Raw genomic sequence first — 20,194 nt, 5'->3', positions numbered from 1 at the left:
GGAGATACGGATGCGAGTGAACGGCACCGATGAGAAGCTCGACGTCGAGCCCTGGGTCAGCCTGCTCGACGCGCTCCGCGAGCGCCTGGGGGTGACCGGCCCGAAGAAGGGCTGCGACCAGGGCGCCTGCGGCGCGTGCACGGTCCTCGCCGACGGCGTGCGGATCAACGCGTGCCTGGCCCTGGCCGTCCAGTACGCGGACAAGGAGATCACCACGATCGAGGGCGTCGGCCCGCACCCGCTGCAGGAGGCGTTCATCCGCCACGACGGGTTCCAGTGCGGCTACTGCACCTCGGGTCAGATCTGCTCGGCGATCGCCATGCTGGACGAATACGCGGCGGGCATGCCGAGCGTGGTGTCCGAGGGCGACCCAGCGCTCACCGAGGCCGAGATCAGGGAGCGGATGAGCGGCAACCTGTGCCGCTGCGGCGCCTACAACGGCATCGTGGACGCGATCAAGGAAGTGGCCGGATGAGACCGTTCGCGTACGTCAAGCCGTCCGACGTCGACGGGGCCGTGCAGGCGGTGGCCGCCGATTCCGGCGCCAAGTTCCTCGGCGGCGGAACCAACCTGGTGGACCTCATGCGCGAGGGCATCGAGCGGCCGTACACGGTCGTGGACGTCACCGGGCTGCCGCTCGACGAGGTGACCGCGCTGCCCGGCGGCGGTCTCCGGATCGGCGCGCTGGTCCGCAACAGCACCCTGGCCGCCGATCACCTGGTCCGCGCCCGCTACCCGGTGCTATCGCAGGCGATCCTGGCCGGCGCCTCGGCGCAGCTGCGCAACATGGCCACGGTGGGCGGCAACCTGCTGCAGCGCACCCGCTGCCCGTACTTCTACGACCAGGCGTCGGCCTGCAACAAGCGCGAGCCGGGCGCCGGCTGCGACGCGCTGGGCGGGCTCAACCGCTCGCACGCGATCCTGGGCGTGAGCGAGAGCTGCATCGCCACGCATCCGTCGGACATGTGCGTGGCCCTGGTCGCCCTGGAGGCGGTGGTCGAGGCACGCAGCGTGCGCGGCACCCGGCGGATCCCGCTGGCGGACTTCCACCGGCCGCCCGGCGACACGCCGCACGTCGAGACCGTGCTCGCGGCCGACGAGCTCATCACGGCCGTCGAGCTGCCGGAGGCCCCGGCCCACTCGCGCTACCGCAAGGTCCGCGACCGGGCGTCGTACGCGTTCGCCCTGGTCTCCGTGGCCGCCGCGGTGGAGGTGCGGGACGGGTCGATCAGCGATGTCCGGCTGGCGCTGGGCGGCGTCGCGACCACGCCCTGGCGGGCGCGGGAGGCCGAGCGGATTCTGCGCGGCGGGCCGATCACGGAGGAGGCGTTCCGCCGCGCGGCCGAGGCCGAGCTGGCGCCCGCGACCGTACGGCCGGGCAACGCCTTCAAGGCCGGCCTGGCCCGCGCCACGATCGTGGCCACGCTGCGCGAGCTGACCACCGGAGGGGGAGCGGAATGACCACGACCGAGATCGAGCGCGAGACCGGGACGAAATACGTCGGCCGGCCGATCGACCGGCTGGACGGCCGGGCCAAGACCACCGGCGAGGCCCGTTACGCGGCCGAGCACCGCTATCCGAACCTCGCCTACGCCGCCCTGGTCCACGCGACGATCGCCCGGGGCCGCATCACGGCCATCGACACGGCGGCCGCCCGCGCCGTGCCCGGCGTGATCGACGTGCTCACCCACGAGAACGCCCCCGCCATGAAGCCCCCACCCAAGTTCAGCTTCCTGAATCTCAGCTCGATGGCCACCGGGACGTCGGTCAACTACCTGGCCACCGACGAGGTCCACTGGAACGGCCAGCCGGTGGCGGTCGTGGTCGCCGAGACGCCGGAGACAGCCCGGCACGCGGCGTCGCTGGTGCGGCCCGCGTACCAGGAGTTGCCCGCCGTGGTCGACTTCGCGCCCGAGGAGCCGAACGCGACGCCGCAGAAGGGCAACATGCTGCTGCCGGCCACGGCCGACAAGGGCGACGCGAAGGCCGCGCTGGCGGTCGCGCCGTTCTCGGTGGACCTGCGTTTCACCACGCCGCCGCACGCTCACAACGCGATCGAGCCGCACGCGACGACCGCCGTGTGGGACGGCGACCGCCTGACCGTGCACGAGGGCACGCAGAACATCGTGTGGCTGCGCAAGCACCTCGCGCTCCGGTTCGACGTTCCCGAGCAGGGCATCCGCGTGTTGTCGCCCTACGTGGGCGGCGGGTTCGGCGGCAAGGGGTCGGTCTGGGCCGGGACGCTGCTCGCCGTGCTGGCCGCGCGGGCGACCGGCCGGCCGGTGCGCCTGGCGCTCACCCGCGCCGGCGTCTACCACACGGTCGGCGGCCGCACCCCCAGCGCGCAGCGGGTCGCGCTCGGCGCGGACGCGGACGGCCGGCTGACCGCGCTCATCCACACCAGCGTGGCCAGAGTCGGACGGGTGGGCGGCTGGGAGGAGCAGATCACCTCCGGCACGCGGCACCTGTACGACGCCCAGAACATCCACCTGCGCCAGAACCTCGTCCGGCTCGACCTGCTCGCCAACACGTGGATGCGGGCACCGGGCGAGTCCATCGGCACCTTCGCCGTGGAGTCGGCCGTGGACGAGCTGGCCTGCGAGCTGGGCATGGACCCGATCGAGCTGCGGATGCGCAACGAGCCCGCGCGCGACCCGCTGGGCGGCAAGAAGAGGTTCGCGCACCGGATGCTGCGCGAGGCGTACGCGCTGGGGGCCGAGCGGTTCGGCTGGCGCGAGCGTGACCCGCGGCCCGGCTCCATGCGGGACGGGCGTTGGCTGGTCGGCATGGGGGTCGCGACCGCGTACTTCCCGGCTCTCTATCAGCCCGCGGGCGCCGTCGTGCGGGTGTCCGCCGACGGCGCGGTCGTGGTGCGGTGCGGCCTGGCCGAGGTCGGCGTGGGCGCGGCCACCGTGCAGGCGCAGATCGCCGCCGACGAGCTGGGCGTGCCGCTGGAGTCGGTACGCGTGGAGTACGGCGACTCGGACATGCCCGTGGGCCCTGGCGCGGGCGGCTCGGCGCAGACCGCCAGCGTCGCCGCGGGCGTGCTGGCCGCCTGCCGCAAGCTGAAGAAGTCCGCGCTCACCCTGGCCCGGCGCTCGCCCGAATCGCCGCTACGGGGCCGCAAGCTTGATGACCTGGAGGCCCGCGACGGCGGGCTCTACCACGGCGGCGTCGGCGAGACGTACGCGGAGATCCTGGCCAGGGCGGGCCGCGGCCACCTGGAGGCCGAGATCAAGTCGAGCCTGGTCAAGTTCCTGCCGAAGCTGCTGAACGACCAGCGCCGCTGGGTGAAGGCGGCGTGCGGGGCGCAGTTCTGCGAGGTGCGGGTCGATCGGGACACCGGTGAGGTGCGGGTGTCGCGCTGGGTCGGCGTGTTCGACGTCGGCCGGGTGATCAACGCCAAGACCGTGGCGTCGCAACTGCGGGGCGGCATCGTGATGGGCATCGGCCTGGGGTTGTCGGAGGAGACGCTGGTCGATCCCCGGACCGGCCGGATCATGAACGCGAGCCTGTCCGAATACCACGTGCCCGTGCACGCCGACATCCCCCACATCGACGTGCACTGCCTCGACGACCCGGACCCGACCATGCCGCTGGGACTGATCGGCGTGGGCGAGGTCAGCATCACCGGGGCCGCCGCCGCCGTCGCGAACGCCGTCCGGCACGCCACCGGCAAACGGGTCCTCGACCTGCCCATCACCCTCGACAAGCTGCTGTGAGACAGGCGGCGGCCTGGGCTGCCGCCCGCGCCGCCGTCGCCGCGCCTCGCGGGTTCACCATGGCGGTGACGGTGGCCCCGTCGACGAGCACGAGCAGCTGCTCGGCGAGCAGGCCGGGATCGTCCGCCTCGGCCACGAGCCCGCGCAGGTAGTCGCGCAACCGCTGCTTGTGCCGCTCCACCACGTCCCGCACGGCCTCCGACGTGGCACCCAGCTCCGCGTGCGCGTTGACGAAGCCGCAGCCGCGGAAGTCGTCCTCGCCGAACCACCGCTCCAGCCACTCGAACACGGCGGTCACCTGGTCGGGCCGCTCCGCGACGAAGGTTTTCTAGGCTATCGGGAGAACGCCCGTTCTCCGCCCGTCGAGGAGGCTGCCCCATGACCCGCCCGCCCGTCCCGCCGTTCACCGAGGAGACCGCCCGCATCAAGGTCCAGGCCGCCGAGGACGCCTGGAACACGCGCGACCCGGACCGCGTCGCGATGGCGTACACCGAGGACTCCGTCTGGCGCAACCGCCACGAGTTCCTGAAGGGCCGCGACGAGATCAGGGAGTTCCTGCGCCGCAAGTGGGACAGGGAGCTGGACTACGCGCTGCGCAAGGAGCTGTGGGCGGTGCTCGGCAACCGCATCGCGGTCCGCTTCCAGTACGAGTCCCGCGACGCCTCCGGCCAGTGGTGGCGCAGCTACGGCAACGAGCAGTGGGAGTTCGACGAGTCCGGGCTGATGCGGCGCAGGGAGGCGAGCATCAACGACGTGCCCATCGACGAGACCGAGCGCCGGATCTTCGGACCGCGCAGCGGGCCGGAGGAACTGCCGCTCAGATGAGGTAACGCAGCCACAGGTACGGCACGGACAACGCGACGGTCACCAGCGTCACCACGACGCCGTACCTGGTGAACTGCCAGAAGCTGATCGGGGTGCCGTTGCGCGCGGCGATGCCGATGATCACCACGTTGGCCGCCGCCCCGACCGCCGTGGCGTTGCCGCCCAGGTCGGCGCCGATGGCCAGGGCCCACCACAGCACCTGTGCTCCGTCGTTGGCATGGACCAGGTCCGCGACGATCGGGCTCATGGTGGCGACGTACGGGATGTTGTCGATGACGGCCGACAACCCCGTCGAGGCCCACAGCAGCAGCATCGTCGTCAACGCCAGCTGCCCGTGCGTGGCCTGCGCCGCGGCCTCCGAGATCTGCCGGATCACCCCGGTCTCCACCAGCGCCCCGACCATCACGAACAGCCCGGCGAAGAACACCAGGGTCGGCCACTCGACCTCGGCGATGGCCTCCTCGGTCGTCACCTTGGTCGCCGCCACCAGCACCCCGGCCCCGAGCAGCGCCACGACCGACGGCCCGTAGTGCAGCACCGGATGCAGCACGAACGCCACCATGACCAGCGCCAGCACGGCCAGCGACTGCCAGAGCAGCCGGCGGTCGGCGATGGCCTCCCGCTCGTTCAGCGTCATGATCTCCGCGGCGCGGTCCGGATCGTAGGTGAACGACTTTCTGAACAACCACCGGCACAACCCGATGAACACCGCCACCAGCACGATGATCAGCGGCGCCATGTGGATGAGGAAGTCGTTGAAGGTCAGGCCGCCCCGGCTGGCGATGATGATGTTCGGTGGGTCGCCGACCAGCGTGGCGGCGCCGCCGATGTTGGATGCCATGACCTCGGCGATCAGGAAGGGCGCGACGGGGAACAGGAGCCGCTCGCAGACCAGGAACGTCACCGGCGCGATCAGCAGCACGGTGGTGACGTTGTCGAGCAGCGCCGACGCGGACGCCGTGATCACGATCAGCAGCGCCATGAGCCGGAACGGCCGCCCTCTGGCCCGCTTGGCGGCCCAGATGGCGAGGTACTCGAAGAGCCCGGTCTGTTTCAGCACTCCGACGATGATCATCATCCCGAGCAGCAGGAAGATGACGTTCCAGTCGATGCCCGAGTGCTCGTCGAAGAACGCGGCGCCGGCGTCGGTGGCGTGGATCAGCAGCATGATCCCGGCCCCGCCGAGCGCCGCCGCCACCCGGTGCACCTTCTCGGTGGCGATCAGCGTGTACGCCGCGAGAAAGGCGGCCACCGCCATCCAGGCCGTAACCGTCAAGCCAGCTCCAGAATCAGCGCGGGGACCGCCGATTCAGACTTACGGCGCATCCGCCGCCAAACCTATCAAGCGTCGTCGCGTTCCAGCAGGGGCTCCTCGTGCGGCTTGCCCTTGAGTTCGTGGAAGCCCGGGGTGCCGGCCACCAGCAACGTCCCGTCCCAGAGGCGCCCGGCCTCCTCCCCGCGCGGAACACGCGACACCACCGGCCCGAAGAACACCACCCGCCCGCCGTCCACCGAGACGACCGGGGTTCCCACGTGATCGCCGATGAGCCCGATGCCCTCGGCGTGCGAGGCCCGTACGACGTCGTCGTAGTCCGTGGACATCCCGGCCTCGGCCAGCTCCACCGGCAGCCCGGCAGTGGCCAGTGCCTCGCGTAGATCCCCGATCCAGTCACCGGTGCCGGTCGTCCACAGGGCTGTGTACAGCCGGCCCAGCGCCTCCTGCCCGTGATCGCGTTTCACGGCCGCGCAGATGCGGACCGGGATCCACAGATACCCTTCGGGGTCGCCTTCGGGATCGTCGTCCCGCCCCTCGTTGAGCACCGACAGGCTCATCACGCGCCACCGCACCTCGACCGGCCGTACCTGGCTCACCTCCAGCAGCCACCGGGAGGTGAGCCAGGTGTAGGGACAGGACGGATCGAACCAGAAGTCCACCACCACGTCGCCACTCATGATCACCACACTAGTCCAGGGCTGTTTCTACAATCGCTTGCACGATCTGTACCTCGGCCTTTGTAACGGTGCACCTCCTGCGACGGCGAAGAAGCGGATCAGTTGCAGCAATCGATTGCAACAAAACTGCACACCGAACGCATTGACTCGCCTAACAATCGGTTGCATAAAGGTGTGAAGCTCGCGAGTTTACGCGCAACACCACACGCAGTGAGGAACCCGTTCATCTCACGGGTCCCATGGTCACGGCTTGCCACCAGCACTGCGAACGGACGCGGACCTTCGCTCGCGAGAGCACAGCGGGGCGCGCCCGGTCGCCATCACCACCGGAGGCATCAAGGTGCGCAGCAGAAGAGCACGGAAAACCCGCTTAGCACTGGCCGCGCTCGCCGCGGCCGTCGCCACCGCGACGGCCGCGGCGCTGGTGCTGCTGGGTGTGTCCAGCGCGTCGGCCGCGACGCTGTTCGGCGACGACTTCGAGGACGGGAACGCCACGGGCTGGTCGAGGTCCGGTGGGAGCTGGTCGGTGGTGACCGACGGCTCCAGCGCGTACCGGCAGTCCGGCACCAGCGCGGACGCCCGCGCGGTGGCCGGGGCCGGATGGGGCGACCAGGCGGTGCAGGCGCGGGTCAAGCCGATCGCGTTCAACGGCGCAGGCCGGCACGTCGCGGTGCTGGCCAGGGCGCAGAGCACCAGCAGCTACTACTTCCTCGGGTTGAGCAACGCCGGAACGGTCGTCCTCGGCAAGAGGACCGGCGGCGCCCCGGCCACGCTCGCCACCGCCGCGGCCGGCGTGACCCCCGGCACCTGGTACACCCTCCGCCTCGAGGCGTTCGGCTCGACCCTGCGCGGTTTCGTGGACAACGTGCAGGTCGTCTCCGCCACGGACACGTCCTTCGGCTCCGGCCGGGCCGGCCTGGCCGGCTACTACGCCGGCGCCTCGTTCGACGACGTGCTGGTGACGGACACGGGCGGTCCGACGGACCCGCCGACCACTCCCACGATCCCGCCCGGCACCTGCAACACGTCGGGCACACCCACCGGCTTCGCCTCCGTCGACGCCTGGGGCCAGAACGGCACCACGGGCGGCGCCGGCGGCCCGACCGTCGAGGTCGACACGGCAAGCGAGCTGATCGCCGCGATCGGCCAGAGCGGCCCGCTGAACATCTGCGTCCGCGGGATGATCACGGTTCCGGCCGGCATGCACAACGTCGCCTCCGACAAGACGATCGCCGGCGTCGGCGCCGCGTCCGGCATCACCGGGGGCGGGCTCAACATCGGACTGGCAGCAGACGACTCGATCACGTCGCCGCCCCCGGACGCCGTGCACAACGTGATCGTCCGCAACCTCGTCTTCAGGAACGCCACCGACGACTCGATCAACATCCAGATGTTCAGCCACCACGTCTGGATCGACCACAACGACCTGGCCGACGGCTACGACGGGCTGGTCGACGTCAAGCGCGGGTCGTCGTACGTCACCGTGTCGTGGAACCACGTTCACGACCACACCAAGACCATGCTGCTCGGCCACGACGACGACAACGACGCGCAGGACGTGGGCCGGTTGAAGGTCACGTACCACCACAACTGGTTCGACCGGACGCCGCAGCGCAACCCGCGCGTGCGGTTCGGGGAGCCGGTCCACGTGTTCAACAACTACTACGTCTACAACACCGACGTCGGCGTGGCCTGCCAGGCGAACGCCGGGTGCGTCGTCGAGGGCAACTACTTCGAGCGGGTCGAGGAGCCGGTGACCGACTCCTACGCCGGGCCGGGCGGCAGGTGCGTCGCACGTGACAACGTGTTCGCCGACGAGTCCGGAGCGCCCGACTGCGGCGGCGGCGTGCAGGAGCCCGGCACCTACTACGGCTACACCCTGGACGACCCGAACTCCGTCAAGGCCGCGGTCATGGCGGGCTCCGGGACCGGGAAGATCTGAGGAGGACTCCATGCTCGCACGTATCGCCGCCGCGGCGGCGCTGCTCATCGCTCTGGTCCCCGCCCCCGCTTCCGCCGCCGACGCTCCGACCGGCTTCGCCTCCGTGAACGCCCTCGGCCAGAACGGCACCACGGGCGGCGCGGGCGGCACCGAGGTCACCATCACCACGGGCGCCCAGTTGCGGGATTACGCCGGCCGCGCAGGGGCGTACATCCTCCGCGTCTCCGGCCGCATCCAGATCAGCGACATGATCACCGTCGTGGCCAACAAGAGCATCCTGGGCGTCGGCAGCACCGCCGAGATCACCGGCGGCGGCCTCCAGCTCGGCTCCACGACCCGCCCCGGCAACAACGTGATCATCCGCAACATCGCCTTCACGAACGCCGACGACGACTCCATCAGCGTCACCAACAAGGCCCACCACGTGTGGATCGACCACAACGACCTGTCCGCCGGGTACGACGGCCTGCTCGACATCAAACGGGAGTCGGACTACGTCACCGTCTCCTGGAACAAGTTCCACCACCACAGCAAGGCGACGCTGCTCGGCCACTCGGACAACTACACCGCCGACATCGGCAAGTTGCGCGTCACCTACCACCACAACTTCTTCGACGGCACCGACCAGCGGCACCCCCGGGCCCGGTTCGGCGAGCCGGTGCACGTGCTCAACAACTACTACCGGAACAACTCGCTGTACGGGATCGCCTCGACGCAGAACGCGGGTGTGCTGGTGGAGGGCAACTACTTCGAGAACGTCGCCCATCCCGTCCACGTCGGCTACGCGGAGAGCGATCCGGGCCGGGTGGTCGAGCGCCGCAACCTGTACGTCAACTCGGGTGCACCGGAAACGGCGGGCACCGTCGTCGAGCCCGGCACCTACTACTCCTACACCGTCGACGACCCGGCCACCGTCCCGGCGAAGGTCCAGGCGGGGGCGGGTGTCGGCAAGATCGGCCTCTAGGCGGGGAAGGATCGATCGCGCAAGGCGTCGCGGGCGGCGATGGCCGCGCCCCGGGCCCCAGCCAGGTGGGGGACCAGGGCGAAGGCCGCCGCCCGCGACTGCTCGACCCGGAGCACCGTGCCCTCCGACTTTCGTGATCCAGCATCGGCGCATGCTTGTCGTCCTCGTGAACGGCCTGCCCGGGTCGGGTAAGACCACATTGGCCAAAGCGCTGGCGGACACCCTCGGACTCCCCCTTTTCAGCAAGGACCGCGTGAAGGAGACGCTGGCTGACATGCTCGGTGTCACCCCGCCGATCTCGCCCGCCACCGGTACCAGACCCGCGCCGACCGGCACCCGATCCATCACGATTCCCGCGTCGATGACGACCTCTGGGACCACTGGACACAGCAGGCGGAACCGCTCGGTCTCGGACCCGTCCATCGTGTGGACACCACGGGTCCAGTGGATGTTGCGACCCTCGCCAAGCGCATTGTGGAGGAGTGAAGGCGAACCTCAGGAGCGGATCCGACTACTCAAAGCAGCTCCGTCATCCAGAGTGAGCCAGAGCCTCTAAGTCCGTCACCGGTGCATCGTGGACAGGGCCCGGCACGTGCGCGTCGGAGTGGGTAGGCACCCTGATTTTCGGCAACCGCCTTCAGCCATGTGCCCCAACGGTGTGAAGAAGATCCCGGGCTCCGGGCAATCAGCCCTGATCGCTTCTCGAGAAAGGCGCCTGATGCATGCCCCCGATACCCACACCTCCCTTACGGATGACTGAGGGGACGACCGACGCGTCGATCATCGCGAGGTCGCGTCACGACCCCGAATCGTTCTCGGTGATCTTTGACCGGTACTACAGCGCGATCCACCGGTACGTGGCCGCCCGCCTCGGTGCGGTCGCGGCCGACGACGTCGCCGCCGAGACGTTCCTGGCCGCGTTCGACCAGCGTGACCGCTACGACCTGACCTGGCCCGAGGCCCGGGCCTGGTTGTACGGCATCGCCACCAACCTGATCGGCCGCCACCGGCGCGGCGAGATCCGGCTCTACCGCGCTCTCAGCCGTTCGGCGGCCCGGGAGGACGAGGCGAGCCACGCCGACCGGGTCGCCGACCGCGTCTCCGCCGAGCGGCTGAGCCCCGAACTGGCGCGCGGTCTGGCGGCGCTGGCCAAAGGAGACCGGGACGCGCTGCTGCTCGTCGCGTGTGCCCAGCTCAGCTATGCGGAGGTGGCGCGCGCCCTCGACATCCCGATCGGCACGGTCGGCTCCCGCGTCAACCGGGCCCGGCGCAAGCTCCGCAAGACCTTGGACGTCGCGGCAGAGGAGGCACTGAACCATGGATGAGCTGCACCGGTTGCGCGAGCGGCACGACGCCCTGCCGGATCCGTCCGCGCGCAGCGTCGCCGCGGCCCGCGCCCGCCTGACCGCCCACATGAGCAAGCCGGCCACGCGCCGGCCGCCGGTGCGCCCGCTGTGGGGAATCGGCCTGGTCGCGGCGTGCGCCGCCGCCATCGTCGCGGTGAGCATCGTGGGTCGCGCCCCGGCGGTCGAGACCCCACGTCAGCACGCGGAGGGGAGCACGTCGCCGGCGCAGGAGCTGCGGCTGCGCCCGGTGGCCAGCGCCCGCGATCTGGCCGACAACGCCGCGGCCATGGCGGCGGCCGAAGACGAGGGCACGCCCGCCGCTCACGAGTGGGCGTACCTGAAGAAGCGCGTCGCCCGGACGCGGGCGGACGGCGGCGAGTGGACGACCGGCTTCCCCGAGAAGACGGCGGTCCACGAGATGTGGCGCCGAGCGGACGACAAGCGGTTCGCCGGGATCGAGAACGGCAAACTGAAGATCATGAAGGGTTCGGAGTTCGAGGTGCCGTACCCGTTCCTCCTCTCTCTCCCCGCCGATCCCGCCGCGCTGCTCGGCCGCGTCTACGAGCAGATCGATGCGGAGCAGGCCAGACACCGCGAGGGCTTGTACGAGCGGATGAAGCAGAGATACGGCGAGCGCAAGGCCAAGGAGATGCCCGCGCCGGTGATGAGCGCCGAAGATCGGCACATGCGGGCGTTCCAGTACATCGCGCTGGGAATGAGCGAAGCGGTGCTGCCGCCCAGGCTCCGGGCGGCAATGTACGGGGCGATGGCCCGGATCCCCGGCGTCACGTACGCGCCCCGCGCTTCGGACCTCGCCAGGCGGAAGGGGGTGGCGCTCTACCGGATCCATGGCGGCTACCTGCGCGACGACATCTTCATCGATCCCCAGACGTACGCGTACCTGGGCTACCGCACCATGGCCGTCCGCGACCACGACGACAACTTCTCCACGGTGAAGAAGGGCCAGATCATGAACTGGGAAGCCCTGCTGGAGACGGCGATCGTGGCAGAGGCCGGTCGTCGTACGGGCTCATGAGAGGCGAGGGCCGCGGCTTGCATCCGGTTGCCGCGGCCCTTCACCGTGGCCTCGGACGTTTGCTTCTATCGTGAGGGGATGGTGACGGTTGGCATCGATCTCGCCGCGGAGGCCGTGCGGACGGCGGTGGCGTGGCTCGACTGGTCACCTGATCGCGCCCGGCTGGTGAGGGTGGAGGCCGGGGCGGACGACGACTTGATCGTCGAGGCCGTGATGGGCGCGAGCAAGGCGGGGATCGACTGCCCGCTCGGCTGGCCCGACAGGTTCGTCGACTTCGTCACCGCCCACCGCGCCGGACATGTCCGGGTGCCCGAAGGGCTGGGCCGGGCCTGGCGGCGGGATCTGGCGCTGCGGGTCACCGACCAGGTGGTCCACGAGCAGACCGGGCTGACGCCGCTGAGCGTGTCGGCCGACCGCATCGGGCACGCCACCATGCGCTGCGCCGCCGTGCTCGCCGAGCTCGCACGGCTGGGCCGGCCGGTCGACCGGCGGGGCGGTGGGGCAGTCGTGGAGGTCTATCCGGCGGCCTGCCTGAAGCGGTGGGGGCTGCCGTACCGGGGATACAAGCGCACCGCCAACCTCACCGAGCTGGGCCGGCTCGTGGACCGGCTGCTGGAGGCGGCGCCGTGGCTCGACCTGGGCGCGTACGAGCCGCTCTGCCGGGCCTCGGACGACGCCACCGACGCCGTCGTGTCAGCCCTGGCCGCCCGCGCGTCCGCCCTCGGGCTGGTGACCGTGCCGGCGGGGGAGCAGGCCGGGACGGCGGCCACGGAGGGCTGGATCGCCCTGCCGACCACACCCCTGGACCGCCTTGTCCTATGACTCGTCTGCCGGGGCGTCCACTTGCCGCAGATCGCGGATCGTGGGAACCGACAGCAGCAGAACGCAGACCACGACTTGCGCTACAGCCAGAACTGTTTGCAGTGTTATAGTCAAAAGCAAACAGTTGGAGGTGGCCGTGTCCCGTTTAGCCGACCCCGCCGCGCCAGGACGGCTCCGTCGCCTGATCTTGACGGCCGTTCCCCCGTTGCTCCTGCTGATCGTGCCCATGGTCTTGGTGGGCTTGTACGAGGAACGTCTCCCCGACCGCGCCTACGTCGACAACTGGGCCGCCAACACCGAGTACGCGCCCACCTGGGAGGGCTGGCTCTCGCAACACCGCTTCTCCCTGCTGTTGTTCGAAGCAGCGCTCGTCGTCCCCTTCCTGCGCTGCTGGCGTCTTCCACAGCTCCAGCGCGGCCTGGTGATCTACAGCTTCATCATCGGCGCCTCCCTTTCGGTGTCTGCCACGCTGGGGCTGATGCTGCTGGTCGACGCCCCTGGCCCCACGGCCCGGCCCGCCTGGCACCTGGCGGTGGAGATCGCCGCAACCGCCGCGGCGGCCGCGCTGGGATACCTGGCGGCGGGTCGGCTGCCGTCGCCGCCCGAGGCGACCGCGGCACCACCGCCGCACGCGCCCGCCATGGCGCTCGGGCCGTTCCAGCGAGTCATCTTCGTGACCTCGGCCTGGTCGGCGCGCAGGCTGCTGGTCGCCGCGGTGTTGGGCGCGGTCACCGCGCTGACCGTGTCCAACTTCTCCAGCAGATGGCAAGGAACGGCGTTGCTGGCACTGTGGACGATCTTTGAGGTGGCACAGGCGCGCACCCGCCTGCAGATCGACAACTCGGGGATCACGGTGAGGCCCTCCTGGCTGCCCATCCTGCGGCGTACGGTGCCGTACTCCTTGGTACGGTTCGCTGAGGCCAGGAGCGAGCCTCCCCCCGGGCGATACAAGCTGGACGACGGTGAGGCGGGCTGGGGCATCGTCAGCGGGAAAGGACCGGTCCTCGCTTTGTCGTTGACCGACGACCGGTGGTTCGTCTATTCCACCCGTGAAGCCGAGACCGCCGCCGCGCTGGTCAACGGATGGCTCAGCAGGCAACGACAGGGAGAGACGGCGTAGTGCTGATCACAGTTGATCCGGCATCGGCCCAGCCGCTCGCCGACCAGGTGGCCGGCTCGGTACGCGCCGCGCTGGCCAATGGCACGGCGGGGCCCGGGGACCGGCTCCCGTCGGCACGCAACGTGGCCGCCACCCTCGGCATCAACCTGCACACCGTTCTGCGGGGGTACCAGCAGCTGCGCGACGAGGGGTTGGTGGAGCTCCGCCGCGGCCGGGCGGCCGTCATCACGGACACGGCCGACCAGTTCCGGCTCCGGCTCGCCGCAGCAGCCGAAGAGTTCGCCAGAGCCGCTCTGCACGCCGGAGCCTCCGAGGAAGAGGCCCTCGCCGCAGCGCGAGAGGCGTTGCTCGCCATGCGAGGCTGATCCGAGGCGGACACGAACTGGGCGGCCAGGGCGCCGCCCCGCACTGCACTCGCTCAGCGTCGGTCGCCACATGTCTACGGTCTTCATGACGCTGAGCGCCCGACACTGCGCTGGGCTGATGTCGAGCGGTGGCTGTCGGCGGAGCACGCTCGGGCAATGCCACGGTGACGTGCCGATGCCGGTTACGGACTCATCGTGATGGTGATCTGGTCTGGTGCTGCGTCCATGAGGAGCAGGAATCCCGCTATCCCGACGATCCAACGCAGTGTTGTGCGGGATCCAGAGGAGAGCTTGTTCTGCCACCGTTCAAACCGTTCACGCATCCGTTCGCCCATGGCGGCCCATAAGGCAAAGAGCAGGATGCCTGGGATCACCATGATGGTCACGTACACGCCGAGGAGCGGCGACCATTGGACGGCGGGCAGACTGGCCGAGGTCATGATGCCGACCGCGCCGAAGTACGGCACGGCGGTGGAGAACTCGAACAACCAGGTCCCCAGCCCCAACAGCAGCATCGAGCGCACGGTGAAGGACCGCGCCGGGATGGATGCGCGTTCGGGGTTCTTGTCGGGGATGAAGAAGCTCCCCACGATGAGCGCTGCGCCGAGGACGGCCTGTCCCCAGACCCATACGGTGTCGTCAACAAGTGGCACGACAGCGCCCAGGCCGAGCATGAGCACTACGCCCAAGGCGAAGTACGCGATCGCGACCGATCCGAGGTACACGCCGAGCAGCGCGCCCACGCGGTGCGGCCTGGCCAGCAGCAGATAGAGAGTTATCCCGATCACGGTGGGGCTCAGCGTATCGAGCAGGGCCAGCCCGAGCACCGCCCCGATCGTCTCGATCGACAAACCTGTCTCCCTCCGGGAGCCAACGAGCCGCAATAACACACCCGTGTTAGTTAAAATAGCACATGCGTGTTAATGTGTGAACGTGCCACGCCTCGTTGATCACGACCAGCGACGGGCCGAGCTCGGCGAGGCCGCCATCCGGGTGATCCTGCGCGAAGGCCTTGCCGGCGTGACCGTCCGCGGAGTCGCCGCCGAAGCCGGCTGGTCCACCGGGTCCCTGCGGCATTACTTCAGCAATCAGCACGAATTGCAGGCCTACGTCGTACAGGCCACCACCGACACTCTCCGTCGACGGGTCCTCCCACGCGTCCAGCGGCCCCGCACTCAAGGTTCGGTGGTCGAACAGATCGCCACGATCGTGGAGGAGATGCTGCCGCTCGATGCCGAGCGGCGCGAGGAATACGCGCTGTGGTCAGCGGTCGTGGAATGGGAACGTCGCCACCCTCCAGAAGGAGGCTCGGTGACGTGGAACGACCAACGGGCGCTGTACCGTCAATGCATCGCCTCCCTGCTCGGACACGAGCCGACCCGCGAGCCGAGCCAGGCCACGCTCCCGCACCCTGATGCCCGGGTCGAGCTCTGGGCGGCGCTCCTGCACACGTTCGTCGACGGACTCGCCGCCCAGATCATGAACACACCCGGCGAAGTGTCCGCCGACACCGCCGCACAACTGCTGCGTTCACTGCTGCAGGCCGTACCTCGTGCACGGCCAGATCAGTGTGCGCACCAACCGCGAGCGGAAAGCGCGGCACAGGCTGCGCAGGTACCACGATGTCTGGATTGACGGGTGGGATGACCAACCCCGAGAGGGCTCGGTGGTCACGGTACGGAGGAGCCGAAATCATTCCTGCGGTGTTGCCGTGCTGGCATACTCGTCAGGCGATGGCCCTACGGCGTTATGGTCGGAATTCATATGTACGGGGTGCAATCATTAACAGAGGCGGATCCCGCACAGCTGGGTGAATACCCGCTCGTCGGCGTGCTGGGCCGGGGGAGGCAGTCAGTCGTCTACCTGGGCCGCACGGCGAGCGGATATGTGGCGATCAAGCTCCTGCCCACGGGTGATGCCTGGACGCAGCGTGCGGTTGCCGCGGCGCAGCAGGTCACGGAGCCGTCCACCGCGCGGGTGTTGACGGCCGGCATGTACGGTGACCGGCTCTACGTCGTCAGCGAATACGTGGAAGGCATATCCCTGGCGGAGTTGATCCGCCAGGAAGGCCCGCGTGACGCGGGTCAGCTGCACCGCCTGGCGATTGCCACGGTTGCCGCGCTGGCGGCGATTCACCGGGCGGGCATCGCACACTTGGACTTCAGGCCCGCCAACGTGTTGCTCGGCGCCGAAGTGCCGAAGGTCGTCGATTTCGGTATCGCCCGGCCGCCGGAGCCGGCGGTTGTGCCCGCCTACTTGTCGCCGGAGCAGGTGGCAGGTCATCCGGCGGGACCGGCGTCCGATCTGTTCTCCTGGGCCGTGACGATGATCTACGCCGCGGCCGGGATGCCCGCTTTCGGTGAGGACAGCGTTCCGGCCGTGTCCCATCGGGTGCTGCACCTCCCGGCGGACCTGTCGCGGCTGCCCCAGCCACTGCAGCCCATCGTGGACCGGTGCCTGGCCAAGCAGCCTGAATACCGGCCGACCGCGCAGGAGGTGCTGGCGTTCCTGGACGGAGCGGGGCAGGGCCGGCCGCCCTTCGTGCAGCCTCCCGCTCATGCCCCGCAGCCTCCCGCTTATGGGCTGCAGCCCACCCAGTTGTCACCTGCCCCGTCGAAGAGTTCGACCGGCCTGGTGGTGGGGCTGATCGCCGGGGTCGTGATCCTGCTCGCGGCGGTTGGGGCCGGTGCGGTGTTCCTGGCCAAGCGGCAGCAACAGGAGCCGGTCGCGGTTGCCAGCCCCAGTGCCATCGTGGTGACTCCGACCCCCGAGCGCGCCTCGGTGGCCGGCCGGTGGACCGGCACCTACCAATGCAGCCAAGGCAAGACCGCGCTCGAGCTCACGATCACCGAGACGTCGTCGGGCAAGCTCGATGCCGTTTTCGCCTTCGAGGCCGACCCGAGCAACCCCGGCGTGCCCTCCGGCTCCTACGCCATGAGCGGCCGGCTGGACGGAGGGATCCTGGTGTTGAAGGGCGAGCGCTGGATCGACCGGCCGGGCCAGTACATCATGGTCGACATCCGCGCGACCCTCACCGAGGACCGACCCTCCGCCATCGAGGGGACCATCCTGGGCCAGGGCTGCAGCACCTTTGCGGTTGAGAGGTCTTGACGGGCGTCGTCTTCCGGCCGGCGGTCAGCCGTGGAGTCCCCGCGGCAGCGCGTCTCAACGCCGTACGGTGGATTGCGCTGGGAGTGAAGGGATGGAGTTCACCCAGGGCAGATGGGTCAGGATGAGGGAATGCGGACACTTGTTCTGGGTGGCACGAGGTTCCTGTCCAGGGAGATCGCACGGCAGGCGCGTGATCGCGGGCACGAGGTGGTGTGCGCGGCGCGCGGGCTCGCGGGCGATCCGCCGCCGGATGTTGAGTTCGTCCGGGTCGATCGGAGTGAGGACGGTGGGCTGGCGCCCGTCGTGGGGTCGTTCGACCTCGTCATCGACGTCGCCAGGCATCCGAGTTCGGTACGTCGGGCCGTCGCGGAGCTCGCGGGTCGCGCCGGTCACTGGACGTTCGTGTCGTCGTGCAGCGTCTACGCCGACTTCGGCGAGGCCAACCAGGTCCTGCACGAGCCGCTGGCCGCCGATGCCGACGAGACCGACCCGGAGAACTACGGGCCGGCCAAGGTGGCGTGCGAGCAGATCGTCGGTGACCAGGCACTTCTGGTGCGTGCCGGGCTGATCGTGGGCCCCGAGGACCAGTCCGACCGGTTCACCTACTGGGTCGACCGGCTGGCGCGTGGCGGGCCCGTGCTGGCTCCCGGGTCGCCGGACGAGCTCGTCCAGCTCGTCGACGTACGGGATCTGGCCGCCTGGACGCTCGACGCGGCGGAGAAGGGGCTCGCGGGACCGTACGATGCGACCTCCATGCCCTTCAGCAGGGGCAAGCTGCTGGCGGAGATCGCCGAGGGCCTGGAGGTGGAGCCCGAGCTGGTCTGGGCCGGTCAGGAGTTCCTCGTCGAGCAGAAGGTGGAGCCGTGGATGGGCCCGCGGTCACTGCCGATGTGGCTGCCCTTGCCCGAGTACGCCGGCTTCATGACCCGCGATACCTCCGCCACGCTGGCCGCCGGCCTGCACATCCGCCCGGTCCCCGAAACGGCCCGCGACACGCTCGCCTGGCAGGGCGAGTCCGGCCACACGGTGAGCCGCTCCGGCCTCACAGCCGCCGAGGAAGCCGAGCTTCTTCGCCTGCTTGTCTGAAAGCACGACTGCCTGGCCGCCGTTCGAGGACCGCTCCGCCATGCTGTGGGCGCTGACCCTGAGAACGACCTCCGGCCGCCCCGCGAACCCGCCGGTTGGTCGGGTCAGTGGGGCGGTGAAGGGGTAGTTATAATTACATTCTGTACATATCCCATACATGAAGATCCTTCCCGGATCGGTGCCGCAGACGCGTCCCAGAGCCCGGGCTCCGCAGGGACGATCGTGACCCTGGTGGAGACCTTGGTGACGTGGTGAAGGGCAGGGGATGGGGATGGGCGAACGCCATGCGCCGGGTCTGCGGATCAGACGGGCGGACCGGGTTTCCGAGCAGCGGGAACAGCTGCTGGCGATGGTCGGTGACGATCTAGGGGGGATCGAGCTCCTCCGGTTCACGATCCAGCAGGCGGTCGCCGATCTCGCCGGGCTGGGCGGCATGGTGCATCTCGGCAGTCCCGGCTACGGCGGCGGGCTGCGCCTGGTGGTGACCAGCGGGCTTCCCTCGGCGTTCATCCGGACGTGGGAGCGCATCGACGGGAACGGCGCACTCGCCCCGGCGCGCGCGTTCCGGGACGGTGTGTTCGTGCGGGCGTCCATGGCGAACCTCGTCGAGGGGATGTCCGAAGACGGTGCGACGGCGAGCGGGCGACCGGACGGGGCCGAAGCCGGATCCTGGTCCTGCCCGGTCGACACGGCGATGGTGGCCGTCCCGTTGCTCGGCCCCGGTGGGCCGGTCGGCGCGCTGTCGGTCGTGACGGTCTCCGCACACGAGCCGTCGGCCGGGCGGCGGGCCTTTCTCGGCACGCTGGGCCGATGGGCCGGCGAGCGCCTGAACAAGGCCGCCGCACGTCCGCCCGGTTCGACCCTCACGGAGTGGCAGGAACGGCCCACCGGCCCGCATCTGCAGCAGGACCTGCAGGCGGTCGGTACGTGGGACTGGGACATCCGGACCGGCGACGTCATCTCGAACGACGCGATGCCCGCCGTGCTCGGCATCGATCCGGACGCCTTCGACGCACGGATCGAGACCTGGACGGACACCATCCACCCCGAGGATCTGCCGTGGGTGCTGTCCGACATGGATGAGGCGATCCGCACAGGCAGGATGCACAGCACCGAGTACCGGGTGTTCCGCCCGGACGGGACGTACGGCTGGGTGCGGGTCCGCGGCCGGGTGGTGCTCGATGAGAACGGTGAGCCGGCACGCATGGTCGGCACCCTGTGGGACGTCACCGAGACCCACGACGTCCTGGAGACGTTCACCGAAACGCAGACGCGTAACGCCGAGCGCGCTTCCGCGGAGCGGGCCTCCCGGATCGGGCGGTTGACCAGGGCTCTGGCCGAGGCGGTCACCGTCAGCGACGTCGTGGACGCCTCCGGCGATCACATCCTGCCGGCGTTCGGCGCCACGGGACTGATACTCGCCTTCCTGGAGGGCAAGCGCCTGCGGCTGGTGGGGTGCGTCGGGTATCCAAAGGAGTTCATCGACCAGATAACCCAGATACCTGCCTCCTGGACGCTCCCGATGACAGGGGTTCTGCGGGAGCGCACTCCGATGTTCGTCACCTCGTTCGAGGAGTACATCGAGCGCTACCCCACGACGGGCGACCTTCCGGCGGCGGGAGGAAAGCAAGCGTGGGCCTTCCTGCCGCTGATCGCCTCGGGACGCCCGGTGGGCAGTTGCGTCGTCTCCTTCACCGATCCCCGCCCGTTCACCGGCGAGGAGCGCAACCTGCTCACCGCGCTCAGCGGGCTGGTCGCCCAGGCCATGGAACGCGCCCGCCTTTACGACCGGGAGCACACCCGCGCTCAGGAACTGCAACGCGGGCTGCTCCCGCGTGAGCTGCCCAGCCTGCCCGCGGTCACCGCCGCGGCCCGCTACCTGCCCGCCGGCAAGGACATGGA

General features: G+C 69.9%; 20 protein-coding genes. 16 read left to right on the top strand and 4 right to left on the bottom strand.

Annotated elements, in window-relative coordinates; all coding sequences use genetic code 11:
• Positions 1-10: 10 nt before the first annotated feature.
• The 3 genes from ACIBX3_RS43025 to ACIBX3_RS43015 are packed head-to-tail and all read left to right on the top strand — an operon-like array spanning position 11 to position 3,722.
• The gene (locus ACIBX3_RS43025; RefSeq protein ID WP_397126381.1) at positions 11-475 is read left to right on the top strand and encodes a (2Fe-2S)-binding protein; all 465 of its coding nucleotides are present in this window, start codon (positions 11-13) and stop codon (positions 473-475) included.
• Positions 472-1,461: an FAD binding domain-containing protein gene (locus ACIBX3_RS43020; protein ID WP_397126380.1), complete on the top strand. Its 990-nt coding sequence runs from the start codon at positions 472-474 to the stop codon at positions 1,459-1,461. Before ACIBX3_RS43025 ends, ACIBX3_RS43020 begins: the two co-directional genes overlap by 4 nt.
• On the top strand, positions 1,458-3,722 hold the full coding sequence (locus ACIBX3_RS43015) for a xanthine dehydrogenase family protein molybdopterin-binding subunit (RefSeq protein ID WP_397126379.1): 2,265 nt from the start codon (positions 1,458-1,460) through the stop codon (positions 3,720-3,722). Before ACIBX3_RS43020 ends, ACIBX3_RS43015 begins: the two co-directional genes overlap by 4 nt.
• Here the strand turns inward: ACIBX3_RS43015 and ACIBX3_RS43010 are convergent.
• Entirely contained in the window at positions 3,700-4,011 is a 312-nt protein-coding gene (locus tag ACIBX3_RS43010) for a TetR family transcriptional regulator C-terminal domain-containing protein (RefSeq protein ID WP_397126378.1), read from the bottom strand. The two genes, ACIBX3_RS43015 and ACIBX3_RS43010, sit on opposite strands and share 23 nt — an antisense overlap.
• 89 nt (positions 4,012-4,100) lie before the next feature.
• On the opposite strand from ACIBX3_RS43010, the gene ACIBX3_RS43005 reads away from it, so the two are divergent.
• A complete protein-coding gene (locus tag ACIBX3_RS43005) occupies positions 4,101-4,547 on the top strand; it encodes a nuclear transport factor 2 family protein (RefSeq protein WP_397126377.1) in 447 nt (148 codons plus the stop codon).
• On the opposite strand, the gene ACIBX3_RS43000 is transcribed toward ACIBX3_RS43005, so the two are convergent.
• Together ACIBX3_RS43000 and ACIBX3_RS42995 are read right to left on the bottom strand one after the other, a co-directional pair.
• Entirely contained in the window at positions 4,540-5,805 is a 1,266-nt protein-coding gene (locus tag ACIBX3_RS43000) for an ArsB/NhaD family transporter (protein WP_397126543.1), read from the bottom strand. The genes ACIBX3_RS43005 and ACIBX3_RS43000 overlap by 8 nt on opposite strands.
• 83 nt (positions 5,806-5,888) lie before the next feature.
• Positions 5,889-6,500 carry a disulfide bond formation protein DsbA gene (locus ACIBX3_RS42995; RefSeq protein WP_397126376.1) on the bottom strand — a complete coding sequence of 204 codons (612 nt, stop codon included), beginning with the start codon at positions 6,498-6,500 and terminating at the stop codon, positions 5,889-5,891.
• Between the two features lie 340 nt (positions 6,501-6,840).
• Between ACIBX3_RS42995 and ACIBX3_RS42990 the strand changes: the two genes are divergently transcribed.
• From ACIBX3_RS42990 to ACIBX3_RS42955, 8 genes are all read left to right on the top strand, one after another.
• Positions 6,841-8,442 (top strand): polysaccharide lyase family 1 protein, encoded by a 1,602-nt coding sequence (locus tag ACIBX3_RS42990; RefSeq protein WP_397126375.1) that lies wholly within the window; start codon positions 6,841-6,843, stop codon positions 8,440-8,442.
• A gap of 10 nt (positions 8,443-8,452) precedes the next feature.
• The gene (locus ACIBX3_RS42985; protein ID WP_397126374.1) at positions 8,453-9,406 is read left to right on the top strand and encodes a polysaccharide lyase family 1 protein; all 954 of its coding nucleotides are present in this window, start codon (positions 8,453-8,455) and stop codon (positions 9,404-9,406) included.
• A 151-nt stretch (positions 9,407-9,557) separates the two neighbouring features.
• Entirely contained in the window at positions 9,558-9,962 is a 405-nt protein-coding gene (locus ACIBX3_RS42980; protein ID WP_397126373.1) for an AAA family ATPase, read from the top strand.
• A gap of 196 nt (positions 9,963-10,158) precedes the next feature.
• Complete coding sequence (locus ACIBX3_RS42975; protein WP_397126372.1) at positions 10,159-10,731, top strand: RNA polymerase sigma factor; 573 nt, start codon at positions 10,159-10,161, stop codon at positions 10,729-10,731.
• Positions 10,724-11,788, top strand: coding sequence for a CU044_5270 family protein (locus ACIBX3_RS42970; protein WP_397126371.1), 1,065 nt, complete (start codon positions 10,724-10,726; stop codon positions 11,786-11,788). The genes ACIBX3_RS42975 and ACIBX3_RS42970 overlap by 8 nt, the downstream gene beginning before the upstream one ends.
• A 78-nt stretch (positions 11,789-11,866) precedes the next feature.
• Positions 11,867-12,610 carry a DUF429 domain-containing protein gene (locus ACIBX3_RS42965; RefSeq protein WP_397126370.1) on the top strand — a complete coding sequence of 248 codons (744 nt, stop codon included), beginning with the start codon at positions 11,867-11,869 and terminating at the stop codon, positions 12,608-12,610.
• A 136-nt stretch (positions 12,611-12,746) separates the two neighbouring features.
• Entirely contained in the window at positions 12,747-13,730 is a 984-nt protein-coding gene (locus ACIBX3_RS42960; protein WP_397126369.1) for a hypothetical protein, read from the top strand.
• Positions 13,730-14,095, top strand: a complete 366-nt coding sequence (locus ACIBX3_RS42955; protein ID WP_397126368.1) for a GntR family transcriptional regulator — start codon at positions 13,730-13,732, stop codon at positions 14,093-14,095. Before ACIBX3_RS42960 ends, ACIBX3_RS42955 begins: the two co-directional genes overlap by 1 nt.
• A 182-nt stretch (positions 14,096-14,277) precedes the next feature.
• On the opposite strand, the gene ACIBX3_RS42950 is transcribed toward ACIBX3_RS42955, so the two are convergent.
• On the bottom strand, positions 14,278-14,946 hold the full coding sequence (locus ACIBX3_RS42950) for a GAP family protein (protein ID WP_397126367.1): 669 nt from the start codon (positions 14,944-14,946) through the stop codon (positions 14,278-14,280).
• A 76-nt stretch (positions 14,947-15,022) separates the two neighbouring features.
• Between ACIBX3_RS42950 and ACIBX3_RS42945 the strand changes: the two genes are divergently transcribed.
• The 4 genes from ACIBX3_RS42945 to ACIBX3_RS42930 form a co-directional block, all read left to right on the top strand.
• Positions 15,023-15,730, top strand: a complete 708-nt coding sequence (locus ACIBX3_RS42945) for a TetR/AcrR family transcriptional regulator (protein WP_397126366.1) — start codon at positions 15,023-15,025, stop codon at positions 15,728-15,730.
• A 129-nt stretch (positions 15,731-15,859) separates the two neighbouring features.
• On the top strand, positions 15,860-17,206 hold the full coding sequence (locus tag ACIBX3_RS42940) for a serine/threonine-protein kinase (RefSeq protein ID WP_397126365.1): 1,347 nt from the start codon (positions 15,860-15,862) through the stop codon (positions 17,204-17,206).
• A 129-nt stretch (positions 17,207-17,335) separates the two neighbouring features.
• Positions 17,336-18,292 (top strand): NAD-dependent epimerase/dehydratase family protein, encoded by a 957-nt coding sequence (locus ACIBX3_RS42935; protein ID WP_397126364.1) that lies wholly within the window; start codon positions 17,336-17,338, stop codon positions 18,290-18,292.
• 271 nt (positions 18,293-18,563) lie between these two features.
• On the top strand, positions 18,564-20,194 hold a 1,631-nt coding region (locus ACIBX3_RS42930), incomplete at its 3' end, for a PAS domain-containing protein (protein WP_397126363.1).

It is taken from the genome of Nonomuraea sp. NPDC049480, assembly GCF_044465905.1.
Classification (GTDB): domain Bacteria; phylum Actinomycetota; class Actinomycetes; order Streptosporangiales; family Streptosporangiaceae; genus Nonomuraea.
Note: the sequence above shows the minus strand (reverse complement) of the source record. Positions and strands in the feature narration are given on the sequence as shown.